This is a genomic window from Micromonospora sp. NPDC049836, from assembly GCF_044465125.1.
Lineage (GTDB): Bacteria > Actinomycetota > Actinomycetes > Mycobacteriales > Micromonosporaceae > Micromonospora.
On the sequence record NZ_JBITLH010000002.1, the window covers coordinates 502,853 to 525,320 of the forward strand.

Annotated in this window: 14 protein-coding genes; 3 read left to right on the forward strand and 11 right to left on the reverse strand. The window is 76.2% G+C overall.

Annotated features, from left to right (window positions below; all coding sequences use genetic code 11):
• Window positions 1-162: 162 nt before the first annotated feature.
• Both ddaH and ACIBPB_RS06220 read left to right on the forward strand, forming a co-directional pair.
• Entirely contained in the window at window positions 163-933 is a 771-nt protein-coding gene (ddaH, locus tag ACIBPB_RS06215) for a dimethylargininase (RefSeq protein WP_396838475.1), read from the forward strand.
• Window positions 934-1,127: 194 nt separating this feature from the next.
• Window positions 1,128-4,487 carry a S8 family peptidase gene (locus ACIBPB_RS06220; protein ID WP_396838476.1) on the forward strand — a complete coding sequence of 1,120 codons (3,360 nt, stop codon included), beginning with the start codon at window positions 1,128-1,130 and terminating at the stop codon, window positions 4,485-4,487.
• On the opposite strand, the gene ACIBPB_RS06225 is transcribed toward ACIBPB_RS06220, so the two are convergent.
• The 3 genes from ACIBPB_RS06225 to ACIBPB_RS06235 all read right to left on the reverse strand — a co-directional run bounded on the left by ACIBPB_RS06225 (window position 4,475) and on the right by ACIBPB_RS06235 (window position 10,094).
• Window positions 4,475-6,508, reverse strand: a complete 2,034-nt coding sequence (locus ACIBPB_RS06225) for a BTAD domain-containing putative transcriptional regulator (RefSeq protein ID WP_396838478.1) — start codon at window positions 6,506-6,508, stop codon at window positions 4,475-4,477. The two genes, ACIBPB_RS06220 and ACIBPB_RS06225, sit on opposite strands and share 13 nt — an antisense overlap.
• A gap of 135 nt (window positions 6,509-6,643) precedes the next feature.
• A complete protein-coding gene (locus ACIBPB_RS06230) occupies window positions 6,644-7,168 on the reverse strand; it encodes a sigma-70 family RNA polymerase sigma factor (RefSeq protein ID WP_357313008.1) in 525 nt (174 codons plus the stop codon).
• A gap of 112 nt (window positions 7,169-7,280) precedes the next feature.
• Window positions 7,281-10,094 (reverse strand): AfsR/SARP family transcriptional regulator, encoded by a 2,814-nt coding sequence (locus ACIBPB_RS06235; RefSeq protein WP_396838481.1) that lies wholly within the window; start codon window positions 10,092-10,094, stop codon window positions 7,281-7,283.
• 87 nt (window positions 10,095-10,181) lie between these two features.
• Between ACIBPB_RS06235 and ACIBPB_RS06240 the strand changes: the two genes are divergently transcribed.
• The gene (locus tag ACIBPB_RS06240) at window positions 10,182-10,889 is read left to right on the forward strand and encodes an SMI1/KNR4 family protein (RefSeq protein ID WP_396838483.1); all 708 of its coding nucleotides are present in this window, start codon (window positions 10,182-10,184) and stop codon (window positions 10,887-10,889) included.
• 82 nt (window positions 10,890-10,971) lie between these two features.
• On the opposite strand, the gene ACIBPB_RS06245 is transcribed toward ACIBPB_RS06240, so the two are convergent.
• From ACIBPB_RS06245 to ACIBPB_RS06280, 8 genes are all read right to left on the reverse strand, one after another.
• Complete coding sequence (locus tag ACIBPB_RS06245; protein ID WP_396838484.1) at window positions 10,972-14,742, reverse strand: S8 family peptidase; 3,771 nt, start codon at window positions 14,740-14,742, stop codon at window positions 10,972-10,974.
• Window positions 14,743-14,934: 192 nt separating this feature from the next.
• Complete coding sequence (locus ACIBPB_RS06250) at window positions 14,935-15,924, reverse strand: BadF/BadG/BcrA/BcrD ATPase family protein (RefSeq protein WP_396838485.1); 990 nt, start codon at window positions 15,922-15,924, stop codon at window positions 14,935-14,937.
• Entirely contained in the window at window positions 15,921-16,826 is a 906-nt protein-coding gene (gene murQ / locus ACIBPB_RS06255; protein ID WP_396838486.1) for an N-acetylmuramic acid 6-phosphate etherase, read from the reverse strand. Before murQ ends, ACIBPB_RS06250 begins: the two co-directional genes overlap by 4 nt.
• Window positions 16,823-17,707 (reverse strand): MurR/RpiR family transcriptional regulator, encoded by an 885-nt coding sequence (locus tag ACIBPB_RS06260; RefSeq protein WP_396838487.1) that lies wholly within the window; start codon window positions 17,705-17,707, stop codon window positions 16,823-16,825. Before ACIBPB_RS06260 ends, murQ begins: the two co-directional genes overlap by 4 nt.
• Window positions 17,707-18,723, reverse strand: coding sequence for a hypothetical protein (locus ACIBPB_RS06265; RefSeq protein ID WP_396838488.1), 1,017 nt, complete (start codon window positions 18,721-18,723; stop codon window positions 17,707-17,709). Before ACIBPB_RS06265 ends, ACIBPB_RS06260 begins: the two co-directional genes overlap by 1 nt.
• The gene (locus tag ACIBPB_RS06270) at window positions 18,720-20,690 is read right to left on the reverse strand and encodes a dipeptide ABC transporter ATP-binding protein (protein ID WP_396838489.1); all 1,971 of its coding nucleotides are present in this window, start codon (window positions 20,688-20,690) and stop codon (window positions 18,720-18,722) included. The genes ACIBPB_RS06265 and ACIBPB_RS06270 overlap by 4 nt, the downstream gene beginning before the upstream one ends.
• On the reverse strand, window positions 20,687-21,520 hold the full coding sequence (locus tag ACIBPB_RS06275; RefSeq protein WP_396838491.1) for an ABC transporter permease: 834 nt from the start codon (window positions 21,518-21,520) through the stop codon (window positions 20,687-20,689). The genes ACIBPB_RS06270 and ACIBPB_RS06275 overlap by 4 nt, the downstream gene beginning before the upstream one ends.
• Window positions 21,517-22,467, reverse strand: coding sequence for an ABC transporter permease (locus tag ACIBPB_RS06280; RefSeq protein ID WP_396838492.1), 951 nt, complete (start codon window positions 22,465-22,467; stop codon window positions 21,517-21,519). The genes ACIBPB_RS06275 and ACIBPB_RS06280 overlap by 4 nt, the downstream gene beginning before the upstream one ends.
• Between the last annotated feature and the right edge of the window lies 1 nt (window position 22,468).

Below are 22,468 nucleotides of genomic sequence, written 5' to 3' on the forward strand. Positions count from 1 at the left end.
GTGACCCACGACGTGCTCGAACACTTCCTTCCGGGTGGCCATGCGACCAGGCAGGGCAGGATTCCGGCCGTGGCGCGTACCTGACGCGGCCGGCCCCGGTGCGCGGCCTTCCCGGCGGAGTGGCGTGCTTCAGGTGCGGGTGCGCCGCGGCAGACTGAGGGCATGACGCGAGGCATTGCTCTGGTCCGGCGACCCGGCGGCCGGCTGGCCGAAGGGCTGGTCACCCACATCGAGCGCACCGACGTGGACGTCGCGCGGGCCCGGCGGCAGCACGACGCGTACCGGGCGGCGCTCACCGCGGCCGGCTGGCCGGTGCGCGAGGTCCCGCCCGCCGAGGACTGCCCGGACGCGGTCTTCGTCGAGGACACCGTGGTGGTCTGCGACGGCCTGGCGGTGCTCACCCGGCCGGGCGCGGCACCGCGCCGGCCGGAGGTCCCCGGCACCGAGAAGACGGTACGCGAGGCCGGGCTGGAGGTCGTCCGCGTCGAGGCGCCCGGGACGCTGGACGGCGGCGACGTGCTGCAGGTCGGCACCACGGCGTACGTGGGCCAGGGCGGGCGCACCGACGCCGCGGGCGCGGCCCAGCTCGCCGCCCACCTGGCGACCCGCGGGCGCACGGTGGTCCCGGTCCCGCTGCGCGGCGTGCTGCACCTCAAGTCGGCGGTGACCGCGCTGCCCGACGGCACCCTCCTCGCGCTGCCGGACCTGCTCGACGCGACCGCCCTGCGCCATCCGGTGCGCCCGGTGGACGAGGAGGCGGGCTGCCATGTCGTGCCGCTCGGTGGCGACCTCGTCCTGCTGGCCGCCTCGGCGCCGCGCACCGCGGCGCTCGTGACGGACCTCGGCTTCACCCCGGTCGTGGTCGACATCGCCGAGTTCGAGAAGCTCGAGGGCTGCGTGACCTGCCTCAGTGTGCTGGTTCCAACGGCCTGAGCGGGCCGGCCGGGGCGTGCTGGTTCCCACGGCCTGAGCGGGCCGGCCGGGGCGCCGGTCGGCGCATCCTGCGGGCCGGGCCGGCCGAGCCCGCCTGGCCCGCCGGCAGTGACCCGCGTCACATCAAGTGAACTTTCCTCCGCCGGTCACGTCCGGAGCACGCAGAAACTTCTCGCCTCCATCCAGGGAGAATGATGCGTTCACGCACGTTATCGGCGCTGGCACTGCTGGTGCTGGGCGTCTCGGCGGTGACCCCGGGCGGTACACCGGCCGCGGCGCAGCCCCCGACCGCCAAGCCGGCGACCACACCCCCGACCGCGAAGTCGGCGACCACACCCCCGGTCGCGTCCAAGCCCCGGACGGTCACCCTGCTCACCGGCGACACCGTCCACCTGGGCACCGTGGACGGCCGGACGACGGTCGACGTCGTGCCGGGCAAGGGACGGGAACGGATCCCGTTCCTCACCCACCACGCCGGCACGGACGTACGGGTCATCCCCGCCGACGCGGTCGGCCTGCTCAACCGCGGCAAGCTCGACGCGCGCCTCTTCGACGTCTCGATGCTGGTCGGTTTCGGCTACGACGACACCCGGCCCACCCTGCCGCTCATCGTCCAGCACAGCGGCACCGCCCCCGCCGGCCTCACCGGCGCCCGGACCACCCGGGAACTCGGCGGGGCGAGCGCCGTCGCGGAGAGCCGCGCCGCGGCGGTGTCCTTCTGGAACAGCCTCACCGCCACCGGCGGCGGCGCCGAGCGGCGGCTGCGGGCCGGATACGACAAGATCTGGCTCGACGGGCTGCGCCGGCCCACCCTCGACGTCAGCGTGCCGCTGACCGGCGCGCCGCAGGCCTGGCAGGCCGGCTGGACGGGCGCCGGGGTGAAGGTCGGCGTGATCGACACCGGCGTCGACCAGACCCACCCCGACCTGGCCGGCCGGGTCGCCGCCGCGCAGAACTTCACCGCCGACCCGGACGCCCTCGACCGGGTCGGCCACGGCACCCACGTCGCCTCCACCATCGCCGGCAGCGCGGCCGCCTCGCAGGGCCGGTTCAAGGGCATGGCACCCGACGCGACGCTCTACAGCGCCAAGGTCTGCACCGAGGAGGGTTGCCCGGAGTCGGCGATCCTGGCCGGAATGACCTGGGCGGCACAGCAGGGTGTGCGGGTCGCCAACATGAGCCTCGGCGGCCCGGACAGCCCGGAGACCGACCCGATCGAGGCGGCCCTGGCCGACCTCACCCACCGCTACGGCGTGCTCTTCGTCGTGGCCGCCGGCAACGACGGCCTGGCCGGTGAGTCCACGGTGAACTCCCCCGGCTCGGTGGCCGAGGCGCTGACCGTGGGAGCGGTGACCAAGACCGGCGAGCTGGCCGAGTTCTCCAGCCGCGGCCCGCGCACGGGTGACGCCGGCATCAAGCCGGACCTCACCGCCCCCGGCGTCGGCATCGTCGCCGCCCGCAGCTCGACCTCCGACCTGTGGCCGACCGACGAGAACCCGCAGTACACCAGCCTCAACGGCACCTCGATGGCCACACCGCACGTGGCCGGCGCCGCGGTGATCCTGGCCCAGCAGCACCCGGACTGGACGCCCGAGCGGATCAAGTCCACGCTCATGGCGGCCGCCCGGCCGAGCGCCACCATCGGCGTCTACGAGCAGGGCGCGGGCTTCCTCGACGTCGCCCGGGCGACCCGCCAGGCCGTCACGGCCAGCCCGGTCAGCGTCGCCTTCGAGCGGGCCGGCGCCGCGCAGCAGCGCACCATCACGTACGCGAACAGCGGCTCGTCCCCCCTCACCCTGGCGGTCTCCCTCGACGCCAAGGACGCCGAGGGCGCCCCGGCGCCGGCCAGCCTGTTCAGCCTCAGCGCCTCGTCGGTGACGGTTCCGGCGGGCGGCACGTCCACCGTGACGGTCACCGTGCAGGCCGGCACCGACCTGCCGGACCGCTACTTCGGCGGCGAGGTGACCGCCACCGGCGGCGACGCGCAGGTGCAGACCCCGGTCGCGCTCGACGTCGCCCGCCACCGGTTGAGCCTCACCCTGATCGGGCCGGACGGCGGGGCACCCACGCCCGAGCAGGGCTGGGTGACCGTGCTGACCGACCTGGACCGGCAGACCATGATGGTGTTCGACGATCCCACGAGCACCACGTACCGGGTCCGCGCGGGCCGCTACCTGGTCCAGACCTATCTGCTGACCGACGACCCGTTCCTGCCGCGCATCACCTCGCTGATGCGCCCGAGCCTCGACCTGACCACGGACCAGGCGCTCAGCATGGACGCGCGGCTGGCGAAGCCGATCGCGGTGTCGGTGCCGAACCCGAAGGCCACCGCGGTCCACCAGGAGTTCGGCTGGACGATCCGCACCGAGCAGCCGCAGATCTGGGGCAGCAACGACCCGTTCGGCGTGCTGATGGGCCTCCCCTTCGACCACCTGCGGACCGCGCAGATCGGGTCCGGCCGGACGCCCGGCTTCGTCTCCTACGTCAACGCCATGTGGGGCCAGGTCGCCGAGGACGGCAGCCTGCACAACAGCCCGTACGTCTACCGGGTCTACTGCTATGAGCCGGAGCGGATGATGACGGGGCTGACCCGCAGGCTGCGCGCGGACGACTTCGCCACGGTCCGCTCCCGGATCAGCGCGGACGTGGCCGGCGTACCGGTGGCGCGGTCCGCGGTCGCGCACGCGCCGGGCAACTCGCCGGTCTACCGGGACGAGCACAACATCCCGCCGAGGTTCACCTACGACGTGCCGCGCACCATCACCGAGTACTACAACCAGGACAAGAAGGCGGCGTGGCAATCGACGTCGGCCCAGCCGCAGCACACGTACTACGAGTCGGCGTGGACCAGCTTCCAGCCGGGGCGGAGGTACGACGTGAACTGGGCCAACGGGGTGATCGGACCGGTCTTCCCGCAGCCCAACATCGGCCAGCAGTGGTCCACCCGCTACTGGGACGACACGATCGGCGGGCCGGGGCCGCTGCACGGCGACGGCGCCGGGCACGACGGCTTCCGGTTTGTCCGCGGCGGGAGCGTGCAGGTGAACCTCTACCGCAACGGGATCAAGGTCGGCGACGCGAACCAGGCGCCCTGGTCGTGGGAGGTGCCGGCGGAGGCGGGTGACTACCGGCTGGCGGCGACCTTCCACAGCGACCCGGAGTTCACCCTGTCCACCGTGGTCGACGCGGAGTGGACCTTCAGGTCCGGGCACGTCAGCGACGGCGAGCTGGTGAAGCTGCCGCTGACGGCGATCCGGTACACCCCGGAACTCGACATCGACAACCGGGCCCCGGCCGGTCGGCTCTTCGCGATCCCGATCTCGTTGGACCGGCAGGTCGGGGCGGCGCCGGGCCGGACCAGGACGTTGACCGTCGAGGCGTCGTTCGACGACGGCCGGACCTGGCAGCCGCTGACCGTGCGGCGCACCGGCGAGCGGGCGGTCGCCTGGGTGCACAACCCCGCCGGCAGCGGCTTCGTGTCGCTGCGAGCGGCGGCCTCGGACACCGGCGGCAACACGGTCACGCAGACCGTCATCCGCGCCTACCGGTACTGAGGGTCGGCCTCGGACGCGGTGCCCGCGGGCGCCGCGTCCGAGGCCGACGGCGCCGGCCCGGCCGGTCGCGGATCCGACCCGTCGCCGCCGAGCCGGCGGTGGTCGTGCAGCCGCTCGACGGCGGCCGCCCGGCCGGCCGCGTCGTCCTGCTCCTCCCCGAGCTCCAGGGCGTACGCCCGCAGCAGGTCGTGCATCCGCCACCGGCCGGCGGCGGGTTCGATCAGCCGCTGCGCCGCGAGTTCGGCGAGCAGCCCACGGGTGGCGCGCACCGGCAGGCCGGCCAGGGCGGCGGCCGCATCCGCGCTCACCTCGCCGGCCGGGTGCAGGGCCAACAGCCGGAAGAGCCGCGCCGCGCCGGGCGTCAGGACCCGGTAGGACCAGGAGAAGGCGGCGGCCAGATCGGCGCGCGCCTCGCCGAAGCCGGTCAGCCGGCCGTCGGCCTCGGCCAGCTCACCGGCGACCGCGGGCAGGCTCAGGCCGGGCCGGCCGACCCCCCGGGTGGCGACCAGCGCCAGGGCCAGGGGCAGCCGGCCGCACCGCGCGATGATCTCGTCGACGGCGGCCGGGTGCGCCGTCGCCGCGCCGCCGAGCCAGCGGCTGAGCAGGTCGCGGGCCTCGGCGCCGGTCAGCAGGTCGAGGTGCAGCGGCTGGGCGCCGGCCAGGGCGGTGATCCGGCGGCGGCTGGTGGCGATGACGAGACTGCCGCCGGTGCCGGGCAGCAGGTGGCGGATCTGCTCCCCGTCGCGGCAGTTGTCCAGCAGGATCAGCACCTGACGCCCGGCCAGGATGCTGCGGTAGAGGCCGGCCTGGGCGTGCAGCTCGGCGGGGATGGCGGCCGGCGGGACCCCGAGGGACCACAGGAAGCCGCGCAGCGCCTCGGTCGGGGTCATCACCGGGTCACCCGGGCCGAAGCCGCGCAGGTCCGCGTGCAGCTGCCCGTCCGGGTAGCGGGCTGCCAACCGGTGGGCGAGGTGCACCGCCAGGGCCGTCTTACCGACCCCGGCCATCCCGTCGATGGCCAGCGCGCTGATCCGCCCGTCGCCGGCCAGCAGCCGTTCCGCGGCGGCCACGACGGCGCGGCGGCCGGTGAAGTAGGGGTGGTCGGCGGGCAGCTGCGCCGGCGCCTCGACGTGCGACGGCGGCACCCACGCCGGCCCGGGCGGCCAGGACCCGCCCGGCGGGACGCCCCGCCCCGACGGCCAGGACCCGCCCGGCGGGACGCGGGGCTCGGGCCGGACGGCGGCGGCCGTGGGCGTACCGCCGCCGGCCGGGGCGTCGCGGCCGAGGAGGTCCCGGGCCGCGCGCAGCTCGCGTCCCGGCTGGATGCCGAGTTCGTCGGCGAGCCGGTGCGCGATGTCGGCGTAGGCGGCGAGGGCCTCGCCCGGCCGGCCGGCCGCGGCGAGCGCCAGCAGCAGCCGCGCCCGCAGTGCCTCGTCCAGCGGTTCGTCCTCGGCAGCCCGCCGGAGCGCGGGCAGCACCGCGTCGACACGCCCGGCCCGCAGGGCGGCGTCGGCCGCCGCCCGCACGGCGGCTAACCGCTCGCCGTCGACCGCGACGAACTCCGGGTGGGCCCGGCCCTCGGCGTGCAGGCCGGCGGCGCACCGGTCGCGCCACAGCGCCAGCGCCTCCCGGTAGCGGGCGACGGCCCGCTCGTCGGGTCCGGCGCCGGCCTCGGCGACGAGACGCCGGAACCGCAGCAGGTCGAGCGACTCCGGGTCGATCCGCAGCCGGTACCCCGCGCCGTCGCGGACCAGCACCGAGCCCGCGGCGCGGGTGGGCAGGTCCGGCTCGAAGCGCCGGCGGAGCATCCCGACGTGCCGGTGCACCACGTTGACCGCGCTGGGCGGGGGGTCGGACGCCCAGAGCAGGTCGACGAGCTCGGCGACGCTGACCACGCCGCCGGCCCGGGCGAGCAGCAACGCCAGCAGCAGCCGCTGCTGGCGGGTACCCAGGTCGATCTCGGACCCGCCGCGCCAGGCCCGGACCGGGCCGAGCAGGGCGAAGGAGAGCGGGGCGGTCATCTCGATCCGGTCCAGGCAGGGCAGGTTGCCACGATCGCCGAAGCATGGCAAAGCCCACGGCCGGGCCGGCCGCGCGGCGCGGCAATGTGAGCTCGGACTCAGCGCGCGGGGCGCCGGCGGCGGCGTCCCGCCCGCTCAGGCGGCGTCGAGGCCGGTGCGCAGCGCGCGCAGCGCGTGGTGGGTCCGGGACTTGACCGTGCCGATCGGCACGCCCAGCCGGCTCGCGACCTCCTCCGCCGACCGGCCGACCAGGTAGACCTCGGAGAGCAACCGGCGCTGGGCCGGGGTCAGCCGGCCCAGCGCGCGGCGGATGGCGTGCGACGCGAGCGCCGTGCCGGTGGTGTCGTCCCCGCCGGGAATCCAGGTCATGTCGACGAGGTGCACCTCGGCCGGGCGGCCCTGGCGCAGCCGGACGCCGTCGATCACCAGCCGCCGGGCGACGGTGAGCAGCCACCGGCGGGCGGCATCGGGTTCGACCGGCACCGAGTCGAGGTGCCGCCAGGCCCGCAGCATCGTCTCCTGGAGCAGATCCTCGGCGGTCTGCCGCTGCCCACGGGTCAGCAGGAGCAGCAGACGCAGCACGGCGCGGGCGTGCTCGGCGTGCAGCGAGGTCATCCGCTCGGCCCGGCCGGCCGGCGATCCGTCAAGGGCCCGCAGCACGATCTGTCCCCCACCCGCAGGAGCAACGGTGAATGCGGCGAGCCTAGGTACGGTCGGCGGGCGGGGACTGACACGCCAGTGCCGATCGAGTGCCGTCGCCGATCGCGACCGGTCACGGACCGGGCGTGACCGCCGCGAGCAGGCCGGCCAGCCGCCGGCCGGTGCGGCTCTGCCCGTACGGGACCAACGCCAGCGCCTCCTGCCACGCCCGTACCGCGGCGTCCCGGTCGCCGGCGGCGGCGAGGGCGTCGCCGAGCAGCGCCAGCACCTCGGCGGCCGGCGCCGACGCCGAGGCCTCCTGGTAGGCGACGGCGGACGCGCGCCAGCAGCGGACCGCCTCGGCGGTCTCCCGGCGGGCGGCGTGCACCTGACCGAGCACCTCCCACGCCTCGGCGACGCCGAGCCGGTACCCCGCTGCACGGGAGAGCGCCATCGCCTGCCCGGCGCAGCGCACCGCCGCGTCCTCCCGGCCCAGCGCGGCGTTGCTCCCGGCCATGATCACCAGGGCGTCCGCCAGCAGCCTGTCGTCGCCGGCCGGCCTGGGCTCGAGCGCCGCGGACACCGCCCGGAGGACCTCCTCGTGGCGCCCCTGTGCGGCCATGACCATCGCCCGGTTGATCGCCGCGCGAGTCAGCTCGCCGGGCAGGCCGAGCCGGCCGAGCAGCTCCAGTGCCCGGTCGAGGTGCGCCACCGCGGTGCCGTGCTCGCCCCCGAAGTAGGCCGCCCCGGCCAGGCTACGGTGCATCCGGGCCTGCCCCACCAGGTCGCCGCCCGCCCGGGCGGCCGCCAGGGCCACCGCACCGGTGGCCGTCCAGTCGAGGCACCGGCCGCTGCGGTCGAAGAAGTGCTGCATGCCGAGGGCGAGCTGCCAGGCGTCGGTGTGCCGGCCCTGCCGGGCGGCCCGGCTCACCAGCGCCATCAGCACCTGCCGCTCGGCGCCGAACCAGCGCATGGCGTCGCCGTGGCCGGCGAACCGCAGCGGCGTCTCGCCCGGCCCCGGCTCGATCAGCGGATGGTCCTCGGAGGTGAGCAGCCGGCGGTGCGCCTGGTAGGCCGTGGCCCGGTAGAACCGCAGGCAGCGCTGCTCCGCGGCGGCGCGTTCGGCCGGGCCGTCGTGCTCCTCGGCGAGCTCGGTGGCGTAGGCCCGCAGCAGATCGTGGGTGCGGTAGCGGCCCGGCAGCTCCTCGGAGATCAGGTGCGCGCGGCTCAGCTCGCCGAGCAGCGCCCGCCCGCCGGGCAGCGGGACACCGGCCAGCCCCGCGGCCGCGGCGATCGAGATGTCCGGGCCGGGATGGCTGGGCAGCAGCCGGAACAGCCGGGCGGCCGGCGCGGAGAGCGCCTGGTAGGACCAGGAGAAGACAGCCCGCAGGCCGGTCTGCGGGCCGTCGTCGTCGAAGCCGTCCAGGCTGCCGGACGCCGCGGCCAGCTCGGCGGCGATCTGCGCCGCTGGCAGGCGCGGCAGGCCCGCGGCCCGGGCGGCCACCACGGCGAGCGCGAGCGGTAACCGCCCGCAGCTGGCGATGATGGCGTCGATCGCGGCCGGGTCGGCCGCGACGCGGCCGGCGCCGAGCGGCCGGACCAGGGCGGCACGGGCCTCCTCGACGCTGGGCAGGCCGACCGGCAGGGGGTGGGCGCCGGCCATGGCGTGCAGCGTGCTGAGCCGGCTCCGGCTGGTGACGATGACCAGGCAGCCGGGGCTGCCCGGGAGCAGGTGCCGGATCTGCTCGCCGTCCCGACAGTTGTCGAGCAGGATCAGCATCCGCCGGCCGGCGAGCCGGCTGCGGTAGCGGCCGGCCTGGGCGTGCAGCTCGGCGGGGATGCCCTCCTGGGGCACCCCGAGCGAGCCGAGGAAGCCGCGCAGCGCCTCGCCCGGGCTCATCGCCGGCTCCCGGGCGTCGTAGCCGCGCAGGTCGACGTAGAGCTGCCCGTCCGGGTAACCGGCGGCGAACTCGTGTGCGAGGTGGACGGCGAGCGCGGTCTTCCCGATCCCGGGCATGCCGTCGATGGCGAGCACGACCGATCCACCCGGGCGCGCGACGGCGGCGCGGGCCTCGGCGATGAGCTCCTCCCGGCCGCTGAAGAAGGCCAGGTCCGGCGGCAGCTGCGCCGGCGGCGGCACCGGCGACGGCGACCCGGCACGGGCCGGCCCGGTGCGCTGGTGCAGCAGCCGGTCGTACGCCTCGCGCAGCTCCTCGCCCGGGTCGATGCCCAACTCGTCGGCGAGCCGGCGGCGCACCACCCGGTACCTCTCCACGGCCTCCGCCTGGCGGCCGTCGGCGGCGAGCGCCAGCAGCAGCCGGCTCTGCAGCGACTCGTCGAGCGGATGCTGTTCGGCGGCCTGCCGCAGCGGCGCCAACACCTCGCTCATCCGGCCGCAGCACTCGGCGGCGTCGGCGGCCGCCCGCACGGCCTCGGCGCGTTCGGCCTCCACGGCGACGAACACGGGATGCACGCGGGCGGCGGGTTCCAGGCCCGCCGCGCACCGGCCACGCCAGAGCCGCAGGCCGGCGAGGGAGTGCCGCAGCGCCGACTCGGGGTCGCCGTCCCGCCGGCTCCGGGCCGCCAGCCGGCTCAGCGACCGGAACGCCAGCAGGTCCAGGGACTGCTCGTCGGCGGGCAGCCGGTAGCCCGAGACGTCCCGGAGGAGGTGCCGGCCCGCCGACCGGGCGGGCAGGCCGGGCTCGAGCAGCCGCCGCAGCGCCCCGACGTGCCGGTGCACCACGTTCGCGGCGCTGACCGGCGCCTCCTCGTCCCAGAGCAGGTCGACCAACTCGTCGAGGGTGACCGGCGCACCCGCCCGGGCCAGCAGCAGCGCGAGCACGAGCCGCTGCTGGCGGGCGCCCAGCGGCAACTCGGCGCCGGCGCGGCGGACCGCGATCGGGCCGAGCAGCGAAAAGGTGACCGCCGCACCCGCCTCCGCCCGCACGGCGGCCACGGTAACCGGCCGGTCCCCGATCCGGGCGTGCGGGCCGGGGGCGGCGGCGCGTCGGGGGCGGCACCTAGAATCCGCGCCGTGACAGACGTGGACACCTCCGTCGATGCCGACGTCGCCGACGCGTGGGCGCGGATCGAGACCGACCTGGGCCGGGTCCTGCCGGCATCGCTGAGCCGGCTCGCGCCCCCGGCCGACGGGCGGGCGATCGACGCCGTGGAGGCGGCCCTGGGCCGGCCGCTGCCGGCGGACTTCCGCGCCAGCCTGCGCGTGCACAACGGCACGGCCTGGGGCCTGCCCAGCCCGGTCCCGCTGGACCAGCTCTACGACACCGACGGGATCGTCGAGGCGACGCTGAGTTGGCGCGGCACCGACGAACCGGACCCGGTCTTCGACGACCCCCGGGTGCTGGCGCACCTGATCGACGAGGGCGAGATCCGGGTGCACGGGCCGGTGCTGCCGACCATGAGCGCGGCGGGCCGGGTCCTGGTGGGCACGATGAACGGCGACGTGCACTGGTTCCTCGACCTCGACCCGCCGCCGGGCGGCACGCCCGGCCAGGTGGTCCGGGCCGATCCCGAGTCCGCCACCTGGGACGTGCTGGCCCCGTCCTGGCGGCAGTTGCTGCTGCGCTACGCCGAGGACCTGCGCCGGTACGGCACGCCGGGCGGCTCGCCGCTGCTCATCGACGAGACCGGTCCCGCCTGCGAGTGGGGCCAGGCGGCCGGCGCGGAGCACAGCCGTCCGGCCTGGCTGCGCGACGTCCAGCCGCTCGACCCGCACGCCTGAGCACGGCGACCGGCCGTCCCGGCCGGAACGGCCGCTGCCCGGGCAACCGAGGGGTTGCCCGGGCAGCGACCCGCCGCGGCGGCTACCGCACCCCGTACGCCTTGATCAGGGTCTGCTGCACGCTGCTGCCGTGCTCGTCGGTGAGCTCCACCCGCAGCGACGCGTCCCGGCCCGCCTGGCCGGACTGGTCGACGCGGGCGGTGAACCCGGAGCCGCGCTCCGCCACCGGCACCGCCGACCAGGTCGTGCCGCTGTCGAAGGAGACCCACATCCGGGCGCCGACGATCCGGCCCGCGTCGTAGTCGCGCTGCCCCGCCGCGCCGAAGCCGACGGCGAAGTCCGCGCTCGCCGGCGCGAGATTGCGCTCGTCCACGGGGATGTCGTACGACGGCACCAGCAGCGGCAGCGCGTGCACCCCGTCGTCGGCGGGCCGCTGGGAGCGGAACCGGAACGAGGTCTCCGTGCGGTGGAACAGGTTCCAGTTCGGGTGGTACGGCGGGCCGGGGTTGAACCGCATCGTGGTCACCCGCAGCTCGTAGTCGGCGGCCTCGTCCGGCACCGACCACGCCCCGGACGGGAACGGCGAGGAGCCGACCTGTGCGCCGTCGCGGAAGACCTGCACGTTGCCGGCGTCCCCGAAGGCGCCGCCACCGCTGTAGTGGTCGGGGTCGCTGTCCCCGAAGGGCAGCATCGCGATGCCGATCAGATCCTGCTGCCGCTCGCCGACGTGCTCCGGGGACAGGTCGGCGCGGCGGGTGCCGACCGAGCGCACCGGTCCCCGGTACCACTGCGCCCGGCGCACCGACCCCGCGGCGTAGCTGCGCGGCACGTCGGACAGGTACTCGTCGAACACTCCCGCGCCCCCGACGAACTGCCGCCACCGTTGGTCCGCGGTGAAGTAGGTGGCGCGGGTGAACGGGGCGCGCATCGGCACGGAGGTCATCGCGGCGACCGTCGGGAACGACGGCCGGTAGGCCTGCACGACCTCCAGCACCGCCCGGTCGGTACGCATCGAGTAGACCGTCTCGTCGACCCGACCGAGGTCGCGGTCGCGGACGTGCCGGACCACGTCGGGGCGGGTCATGCCGTCGTCGACGAACGCCAGGTTGTAGACGTACGGGCTGGCCGCCACGGCGGTCCATTCGAGGGTGACCGCTCCGCCGGCCAGTGCCTGCCGCAGCGCCGTGGCCTCGGCCGCGCTGACGGTCATCCCGGGGATGGTGTTGCCCGCCGCGGCGGCGATCCAGCGACCCGCGCCGTCGTGGCTGAACAGCACGGCCCGGGCACCGGCGCTCGCCGCGGCCGAGAGCACGGCCGTCGGGTTCGCCGCGTCATCCACCAGCACGACCTTGCCCGCCACGTCGGCGGCGGCCACCTCCGCCGCGGTGCCCGCGCCCGCGAAGGCCAGCGGGGCCGAGCCACGGCCGTCCAGTTTCACCGCCGCGGCCGGCTGGGTGAACGGGGCGACCAGGTATTCCGGCCGCAGCGTGAGCCCACCGCTGGTACGCAGGTCCAGCTCGGGGGCGGACATCCGGTAGAGGGTGTCCAGTTCGAAGCCACCCGAGCGCACCGGGGTGGTCCGCCCGACGTACACCTCGTCGACCGACGTGCCGCCGGTGTACGCGGCCGACAGGTAGGCGGAGTCCCACCAGCGGCCGTACTGCATCGTGGTGTTCTGCGCCTCCATCGGCCGCTCGCCGTCGACCTTCTGGCGTACCGCCGTGCGGGCGTCGTAGGTGATGGTCCGGTCCGTGTCGTCGTGGTTGACGACCAGGTCGGGGTCGCCCATGAAGGTGATCGACTTGACCAGGCCCGCCTCCCCCGTGGTGCCCTCGTCGCGGCTCGCGATGAGCGCGGCGATCGAGTAGCGGCCCTCGCGCAGCCGCAGCACCGGGTCGCTGGTGAAGGTGGTGAGGCGCTGGGCGGTGAGCCGGTCGATGTCGACCACGTCGACGAAGGAGGGCGTGGCCGGCGCCTGGCCACGGCGGTCGACCAGGTGCAGGCCGACGGTGACGGTGTGCGGCTCCAGCCAGGCGCCGATCGCGGTGGTGACCGTGGTGCCGTCGCCGGCCCGGGCGACCAGGCGCCCGCCGACCGTGCCGTACCCCGACGCGCTCTGCCGGACGGCCGGGTCGAGGACCACCGGGACGTCGGCCGTGCCGTGCGCCGGCACGGTCATCGAGTCGAGCCCGGTGGTCAGCGTCCGGCGGGCCAGCGGGGCGCCGTCCTCACCCGTGGCACCCTCGATCGACAGCGCGAGGGTGACCGGGGTGTCGCCGTCGCTGGTGAGGGTCACCGTCGTGGTGGCGGGCTGCTGGTGCAGGTGCGGCCAGGCGAACGAGCCCGCGTCGACGGTGCCCGGTCCGGACACCTCGGCGGTGACCGCGCGGTACGCGTCGACCACGCCGGCGCCCTGCGCGTACACGCCGCCGCTCGCGCCCGGCGCGACCGAGGAGACCAGCAGGGCCTTGCGCCGCTGGGCGCTCATCGCCGGGTGGCGCTGGGTGACCAGCGCGGCGACGCCGGCCACGTGCGGGGCGGCCATCGACGTGCCGGACATGGCGACGTAGGGGTCGCTCGTGCCGCCGCCGTTGCGGGCGGCGCGGACCGCCACGCCGGGGGCGGCGATCTCCGGCTTCACCCGGTGCGAGCCGGTCACCGGACCGCGGCTCGAGAAGGGCGCGGTGGCGCCCGCCGCGTCGACGGCGGCCACGGTCAGTGCCGCGTCGGCGCACGCGGGCGAGCCGAGCGTACGCGCGCCCGGGCCGGAGTTGCCGGCCGCCAGGACGAAGAGCGTGTCGGCCTGGGCGGTGAGCCGCTGGGCCGCGACGCCGATCGGGTCGGTGCAGTCGGTGCCGACGCTGCCGCCCAGGCTCATGTTGACCACGTCCGCGCCCTTGTCGACGGCCCACTGCATGCCGGCGATGATCCACGACTCCTGGCCGTTGCCGGCCCGGTCGAGGACCTTGCCGATGAGCAGCTTGGCCCCGGGCGCGACGCCCTTCTCGGCGCCGCCGGACGCCGCGCCGGTGCCGGCCACGGTGGAGGCGACGTGCGTGCCGTGCCCGTGCTGGTCCACCGCGCCGCCGGCGTCGGTGGTGAAGTTCTTCGCGTCGACGACCTGGCCGGCCAGGTCGGGGTGGGTGGCGTCGTAGCCGCTGTCCAGCACGGCCACCGTGGTCCCGGTGCCGTCGAACCCGGCGGCCCACGCCGTCGGCGCGTTGATCTGCGCGGTGCTCTCGGCCAGGTCCGCGGTGACCCGCCCGTCGAGCCAGAGCTTCGCGATCCGCGGCCCGTCGGCGTCGGTCAGGTCCTGCCAGAACCGGGCGGTGTCCCGCTTCTCGACGGAGAGAGCCACCGCGTCGGCCACCGGCAGCGTCGAGACCACGTCCGCGCCGTCGGGCGGCTGGGGCGCCTGCCGGGTCCGCGTCACGGCTCCCCCGTAGGTCGCCAGCAGCGGCAGGGTGGCGGTGGACCGGTCGTCGTAGCCCTGCCGCACCAGCTCCGTGACGTTGAACAGTTCCTCGTCCAACCGTCCGGCGTTGATCAGGGGCAGCGCGACGGACGGGAGCACGTAGACGTCGCCCTGGAAGGCGCGGGTCAGGTAGCCGCCCGGATCGGCGTGCGGTCCGGGCAGGACGGTGGCGGTCGGCCGGCCGGCCGGATCCGTACCCACCAGCGCCCGGTCCCCGCTGATGAGGGTGACCTGGGTACCGGCCGCGGGGCGGCTGCCGAGGGGCAGGTCGGTGCCCGCCGCGGCCGGGGGCGGGGCGGACATGGTCGAAGCGGCGAGGATGACCGCGCCGGCCAGGCCGAGGGTGACGGCCCGTCGCCGGAGCGAGGGTGTGGGCATCGTGAGCTTCCTTTCGGCGACCAGAAGGTGCGCCAGGATCCTGACAGTTCGATGGCGGAGGCAGCGCCGGCGAGCACGGCGGAGTTCCGCCGTGGCGGAAGCCCGTCATGGATGCGTCCCGGCGCGGCCCGGACGGGGTCCGTGCGGGGCCGGTCCGCGGTACGGCCGGCCCTTCATCGGTGCTGGCGGCGGTCAGACCGCCGTGGGGGTCGGCCGGGAACCGGGGGCGGTCCCGGCGGGGGTGAGCTCGGTGAGCTCCGCGCCGGGTGGCGGCGCGTCCCGTACGACGGCGGCGGCGAGGGTGACCGCGCCGTCGATGGAGGTGTCCAGGGCGGTGCGCAGCGCCAGGTGCGGCGCGCGGGCGGCGACCCGCCGGGTGAGGGCCGTGCTGAGCGGCGGACCGGCGCGCAGCAGGTTCCCGGTGGCCGCGACGACCGCCGGCGCGCCGGGGGGCAGCGCCGCGAGCAGGGTGTCGGCCAGGTGCCGGCCGGCGGCCCGCAGGATCCGGTGCGCGATGCGGTCGGTGGCGGCGAGGGCCGCCACGTCCGGGGCGAACGAGGCCAGCAGCGCGCCCCGCTCCGCCCGGGTGGTCACCGCGTGGACGAGCGAGCGGGGGTCGCCGTAGCGGTCGTGCAGCGCGGCCAGCAGGGCGGCGGAGCCGCCGGGGCGGCCGTCGCGGGCGCGCAGCGCGGCGTCGACGGCGGCACGACCGATCCAGGCGCCGCCGCCGACGTCGCCGAGCAGGACGCCGTAGCCGTCGGCGCGCCGCCAGGCGCCGCGGCCGTCGCTGCCCAGGGCGACCGCCCCGGTCCCGGCGGCGACCACCGCTCCCCCGCCGAGGCCCACGGCACCGACGTACGAGGTGAGCACGTCGGAGCAGAGCAGCAGCCGCCCGGCGGGGCGCAGACCGGGCAGTTCCCGGCGCAGGGCGTCGCCCAGCAGCGTCGCCCCGGTGCAGCCGATGACGGTCACGGCGGCGGTCGCGCCCGCGGGCAGCAGCGCGGCCGCTGTCGCCGTCACGGCGCGCAGCACGGTGGCGCCGTCCACCCCGTCCGGTCCCATCCGGACCGGGGTCGGGTGCCGGTGGGTGGCGACGCGTTCGACCCCGGTGGCGGTGAGGCGGCCCAGACTGCCCCGCACCCCCGTCCCGCCGACGTCGAAGCCGAGGACGTGGCCGGTCATCGGCCGAGGGCGCGCCGGACGTGGCCGCCGGCCGCGTCGAGGCGGTCCCGGGCGGTGGCGGCGTCGGTGCCGGTGAGCACGGTGACGATCGCGACCTTGAGGTCCCCACCGGCGGCCGCGAGCGCCTGCCGGGCGGTGGCCTCCTCGACGCCGGTGGCGGCGACCAGGGTGGTCAGTACCCGCCCCCGCAGCTTGGCGTTGGTGGCGACGACGTCGACCATGAGGTTGGAGTAGGTGCGCCCGAGCCGCACCATCGTCGCCGTGGAGAAGGTGTGCAGCACCAGCTTCTGCGCGGTCCCGGCCTTCATCCGGGTGGACCCCATCACCGCTTCCGGGCCGGTCTCGACGGCGATGTGCACATCGGCCAGGTCGTCGAGCGGGGCGGCCGGATTGCCGCTGACCAGAACGGTACGCGCGCCGCGGGTGCGCGCGGCGCGCAGGGCGCCGGCCACGTAGGGGGTACGGCCGCTGGCGGTGAGGCCGACCGCGACGTCGAGGGCGGTGAGGCCGCCGGCGGCGGCGCCGCCGGCCTCGGCGGAGTCCTCGACGCTCTCCACCGCGGCGGTCATGGCCCGGTCGCCGCCGGCCAGATGCGCGACGAACCGGCCGGGCGGCAGGCCGTAGGTGGGCGGCACCTCGGCGGCGTCGAGCACGCCGAAGCGACCGGACGAGCCGGCGCCGAAGTAGTGGATCCGGCCACCGCGGCGCAGCGCGGTCACGGCCAGGTCGACCGCCTCGGCCAGCCGGGGCAGCGCCGCGGCGACGGCGGCGGGCACCCGCGCGTCCTCGGCGTGCAGGGTCCGCAGCAGCGTGAGGGTGTCGAGCCGGTCGATGTCGAGGGTGCGCGGATTGCGGGTCTCGGTGGGTGACGCGACCCGCACGGCGTCGGCGGTGGTGCTCATCGTGGATCCCTCTCCATGGGCAGCGCGCGGCCGCGCACCGCGTCGTGCGCGCGCTCCATCGCCTCGAGCGACTCCTCGTAGCGGTGCTTGGCGAGCAGGACGAACAGGCAGTCGACGACGGTGAGCTGGGCGGTGCGCGACACCGTGCCGCCGTTGCGGAAGGTGGTCTCCCGGGCCGCGGTGACCAGTACGACGTCGGCGGCCACGGCGGCCGGCGACTCGGGATTGCTGGTGATCACCGCGACGGTGCCGCCGCGCCGGCGGACCTCGGCGAGCACGTCGAGGATGTCCCGGGTACGGCCGGAGTGGGTCAGCGCGATCGCCACGTCGCCAGGACGGATGTTGGAGGCGCTCATCAGCGCCGCGTGCGGGTCGGACCAGGCGGCGGCGAAGTGCCCGATCCGGGACAGCTTCTGCGCGGCGTCGGCGGCCACGCTGGCGCTGGACCCGACGCCGTAGACGTCGACCCGGCCGGCGGCGTCGATCGCCTCGACCAGCTTGTCCAGGGCCGCGATGTCGAGGCGGGCCACGGTGTCCTCGACCGCGCGGGCGTCGGCGTACCCGACCTTGCGGATGACCTCGGCGGTGCTGTCGCCCGGGGTGATGTCGCCGGCGAGGTTGACGTCAGGGCGGGCGTCGCTGCGCTGCCGCTCCGCCTCGGCGGCCAGGTGCAGCCGCAGCTGCGGGTAGCCACGCAGGCCGATGTTGCGGCAGAACCGGGTCACCGTCGTCTCCGACGTGCCGGCGGCCTGGGCCAGCTCGGAGATGGTCAGCTCAGCGGCGGCGCCCGGGGCGTCCAGGACCACCCGGGCGATGGCCTGCTCCGCGCGGGGCAGGTGGGACAGCTGACCGCGCAGGCGGGCGAGTACGTCGACGGTCATCACAGGCTCCTCGGGTCGGCGGCGGGCGTCGTGGCGAGCAGACGCCATCGGGGATCATCCATGCCTTCGGCGGGAAACAGGCAGAGCGGGCCCGGCGCCCGGGCCAGCGCGGCGGCGAACCCGGCGGCGTCCAGCGGGCCACCCCAGTCGGCGCCCCGGGCCACCCGCCGGTCGGCGGTGGTCTGCAGCATCGGCACCACCGGCCGGCTGGTCCGCGCGGCGAGGTCGGCGACGGTGGCCGCGATCCAGGACGGTGGCCGGGCCACGATGCCGTGGTACGTCATGACCAGGAACCCGTCGACGTGCTCCCCGAGCGCGGCCACGTCCTGCCCGACCAGCGCCCGCTGGCCGGCGTCGCCGGGCACCAGGAACATGCCGACCGTCGCGTCCGGACGGACGGTCCGGATCGCGGCGGCGAGCCGGGCGGCCAGGTCGCTGATCACCCGGGTGCGGAACGCGTACCACTCGGTGCGCAGGGGCCCGAGCAGCAGCGCGACGGCGGCCGGCCGGGCGGCGGGCAACCGTTCCCCGGTGGCCCGGGTGAACGCGGCCAGGGTGGTGGGGTCGAAGGAGGATTCGCGCGGCACGGCGCCCGGCCGCAGCTCCAGTTCCCAGTGCAGCGGCCAGCGGAGGAAGTCCAGGAGCAGCCCGTCCAGACCCGGTTCGGCGGCCAGCCGCGCACAGCGACGGGTCAGGTCGTCGGCGTAGCCGGCGTCGGTGGGAATGAGCCCGGTGTACCACTCCATCCGGGCCCACCCGCCGTGCTGGTCGACCGGACGCAGGTCCGGGCGGTCGAGCGGGTCCGCGTGGTCGCTCAGGCACGGCACGCTGCCCAGCACCCGCAGCCCGTGGTCGTGGCAGAGCCGCACGAGCGGGCCGGTGACCGCGGCCGCCTTGGTCACCAGTGTGGTGATCCCGGCGGTCGCGGCCCGGCGCAGCAGCGGACGGAGGGCGTCCAGGTCGGACAGGCTGCGGTCGAAGAGGTACGTCGCCCGCAGCCGGGTCAGGTCGGTCACCGGAGCTCCCCGGGGAAGTGGCAGGCGGCCTGGTGCTCGCCCGCGCCCAGCCGTGGATCCACCTCGACGCAGACCTGCCGATCCGGCCGGTGCAGCGGCCCGATCGGGCAGCGGGTGCGGAACCGGCAGCCGGTCGGGGGGTTGCTCGGGCTGGGCAGGTCGCCGGTGAGCACGATCCGTTCCCGCCGCCGGCCGGGGACCGGTTCGGGCGACGAGGAGAGCAGCGCGGCCGTGTACGGGTGCCGGGGCGCGTCGTACACCGCCCCGGCGGGTCCGGTCTCGATGATGCGGCCCAGGTACATGACGGCGACCCGGTCGGCCAGGTGGCGTACCACGGCCAGGTCGTGGGCGATGAAGAGGCAGCCCAGCCCCAGCTCGTCGCGCAGGTCGGCGAGCAGGTTGATGACCTGGGCCTGCACCGACACGTCGAGGGCCGACACGGGTTCGTCGCACAGCAGCAGCCGGGGACTGGTGGCCAGCGCCCGGGCGATGCCGATCCGCTGCCGCTGCCCGCCGGAGAAGGCGTGCGGATAGCGGTCCAGGTGGGCGGCGTTCAGCCCCACGGTGGCCAGCAGCTTCGCGGCGCGGTCCCGGGTCTCGGCGGCGGGGGCGCCACCGGCGAGCAGCGCCTCGATGATCGACTGCCCCACGGTGCGGCGCGGGTTGAGCGAGGCGTACGGGTCCTGGAACACGTACTGGACCGTGCGGCGGGTCCCGCCCGCCGCCGGGTCCACCCGCGCGCCGTCGACGCTGACCGTGCCGGCGCTGACCGGGTTGATGCCGACGACGGCCCTGGCGAGGCTGGACTTGCCGCACCCGGACTCGCCGACCAGGCCGAGCGTCTCGCCGGCTGCCACGTGCAGGGAGACGCCGTCGACCGCGTACACCGGCCGCGGCGCCCGCCCCAGGCGGCGCCGGGTGGCCAGGTCGACCCGCAGGTCCTCGACGCGCAGCACCACCTCGCCCACGGGTGGGCGGGCCGCCGCCGCGGCGGCGGGGGCGAGCACCGGTGCCGTACCGGCCGCGTGCCAGCAGGCCACCTCGCGGTCGTCGACCCGGCGCAGCGGCGGTCGCCGCCCGTCGCACTCGGCCGTGGCCTGCGCGCAGCGCGGGGCGAACGCGCAGCCGGCCGGCGGGTCGGCCGGGTCGGGCGGGGCGCCGGGGATCGCGGCGAGCCGGGCGGCGGGGGTCGCCGCCAGCCGGGGCATCGCGTGCAGCAGGTTCGCGGTGTACGGGTGCCGCGGGGCGGTCAGCACCCGCGCCACGGCACCGTGCTCGACCACCCGGCCCGCGTAGAGCACGGCGACCTCGTCGCAGATTTCGGCGACCACGCCCATGTCGTGCGTGATCATGATGATGGCGATGCCGAGCTCGTCGCGGAGCCGGGTGAGCAGGCGCAGGATCTGCGCCTGGATGGTGACGTCCAGCGCCGTGGTCGGCTCGTCGGCGATGAGCAGGTCCGGGTCGTTGGCCAGGGCGATCGCGATGACCACCCGTTGCCGCATCCCGCCGGAGAACTGGTGCGGATAGTCGCTCATCCGCCCCGGCCCGTCGGGGATGCCGACCAGGGACAGCAGCTCGGCGGCCCGGGCCCGGGCCGGGCCGCGGGCCATGCCATGGCTGGTCAGCGCCTCCGTCACCTGGTCGCCGATGGTGCGGACCGGGTTGAGCGCGGACTGCGGGTCCTGGAACACCATGGCCATCCGGTTGCCCCGGATGCGGCGCATCCGCCGCTCCGGCACGGCCAGCAGGTCCTCGCCGGCGAACCGCACCTCGCCGCCGTCCACCGCGCCGGGGGCGGGCAGCAGCCGGATGAGCGAGCGGGCGGTGACGGACTTCCCGGAGCCCGACTCGCCGACCACGCCCAGGATGCTGCCGGGGCGAACGGTGAGGTCGACGTCGTGCACGACGGTGGTGCCGCCGAACCGGGTCCGCAGGCCGCGGACCTCCAGCAGTGGGCTCGTCATGGGTGCACCGCCTCGTTGAGCGCGTCGGAGATCAGGGTCAGGCCGAAGGCCAGCAGCAACAGCAGCAGCGCCGGGCCGAGCACGTAGCACTGCTGGGCGGTCATGAACCGCATACCGGTGTTGAGCAGCGCGCCCAGCGACGGTTCCGGCGGCTGGATGCCCAGCCCGACGATGCTCAGCGACGACTCCAGGAAGACGCCGCTGACCATGCCGACCGCGACCTGCACGATCACCGGGTCCAGGGCGTGCGGCAGGATGTGCCGCAGCATGATCGTCGGCCGGGGCACGCCCATGATCTCCGCGGCCAGCACGTACTCCCGCTGCGCCTGGCTGAGCAGGCTGGCGCGGGCCAGCCGGCCGAACGCGGGCAGACCGTAGATCACGATCGCGATGAACAGGGCCCACCAGCCCGCGCCGACCACCAGCGCGACGCAGATGCCCAGGATGAGGCTGGGGAAGCCGAGGATGACGTCGAGGCAGCGCTGGATCAGCGTGCCCAGGCCGCGGGAGAGGAAGCCGGCCAGGCCGAGCAGGGTGCCCAGGGCGGCGCTGACCGGCACGGCCAGACCGACCAGGGTGAGGTCGGTGCGCAGCCCGTACAGCGCGCGGGCCAGGACGTCCCGGCCCAACTCGTCGGTGCCGAACAGGGCCGGCCAGGACGCGGGCGCCAGGGCGGCGCCGCCCTGGGCGTCGTAGCCCCCGGGGGCCAGCACGGGCGCCAGCAGCGCGAGCAGGGCCAGGCCGCCGACCAGCAGCAGCCCGGCGAGGCCGCGCGGGGTGCGCAGCGCGGCGGCGTACCGGCTGCCCGGGCGGGTGGTGAGCACGGTCATGACGCCCCCAACCGGACGCGCGGGTCGAGCCAGGCGAGGACCAGCTCGGTGAGGATCTGGATGACCGCGGCCACCGCCACGGCGAGCAGGACCAGCACCTGCACCACCAGGTAGTCGCGGGACTGCATGCTGGCGACCGCGAGCGAGCCGAGACCGTTGCGGGCGAACACGGCCTCGACCACGATCGCGCCGGCGAGCAGTTCGCCGAGGCGCAGCCCGATCGCCACCACCGCGGTGCCGAGGCTGGTACGCAGCACGTGCCGGCGGGTCACCTGCGCCGGGCTGAGCCCCTTGGCCCGGGCCAGGTCGACGAACTCCTCACCGCGGCTGCGGCGCATCTCGGTCTGCACGAGCCGGCCGATCGCGGCGGCCTGCGGCAGGGCCAGCGCGACCGCCGGCATGATCACGTACTGCGCGCCGATGACCGGGTCGTCGAGCAGCGACACCTCGCCGCTGGCCGGCAGCACCGGTAGGGCGATCCCGAGCGCGAGCACCAGCAGCAGGCCGGTGAGGAACGGCGGCGCGGCCAGCAGAGCGCTGGAGAACGCGTCGACGGCGGCGCGGACCGGCCGGCTGCGGCGGGCACCGCCGAGCACGCCGAGCCCGATGCCGAGGACGGTCATCAGCAGCGCCGCCGCGCCGGCCAGCTCGATCGTGCTGGCCGCCCGGTCGGTGAGCAGTTCGGCGACGGGCCGGCCGGTGGTGAAGGAGGTGCCGAGGTCGCCGGTGAGCACCCCGCCCAGCCAGTGCAGGTACTGGCTGGGCAGGGACTGGTCGAGGCCCAGGCTGTGCCGGACCGCGTCGACCGCCTCGGGCGCGGCGTCCGGCCCGGCGATGGTGGTGGCCGCGTCGCCGGGCGCGAGCCGGGGCAGCAGGAAGGCGATCGCGGAACTGGCCAGCAGCACCACGACCAGCGACGGCAGCCGCCGCAGCAGGAACGTCAGCATC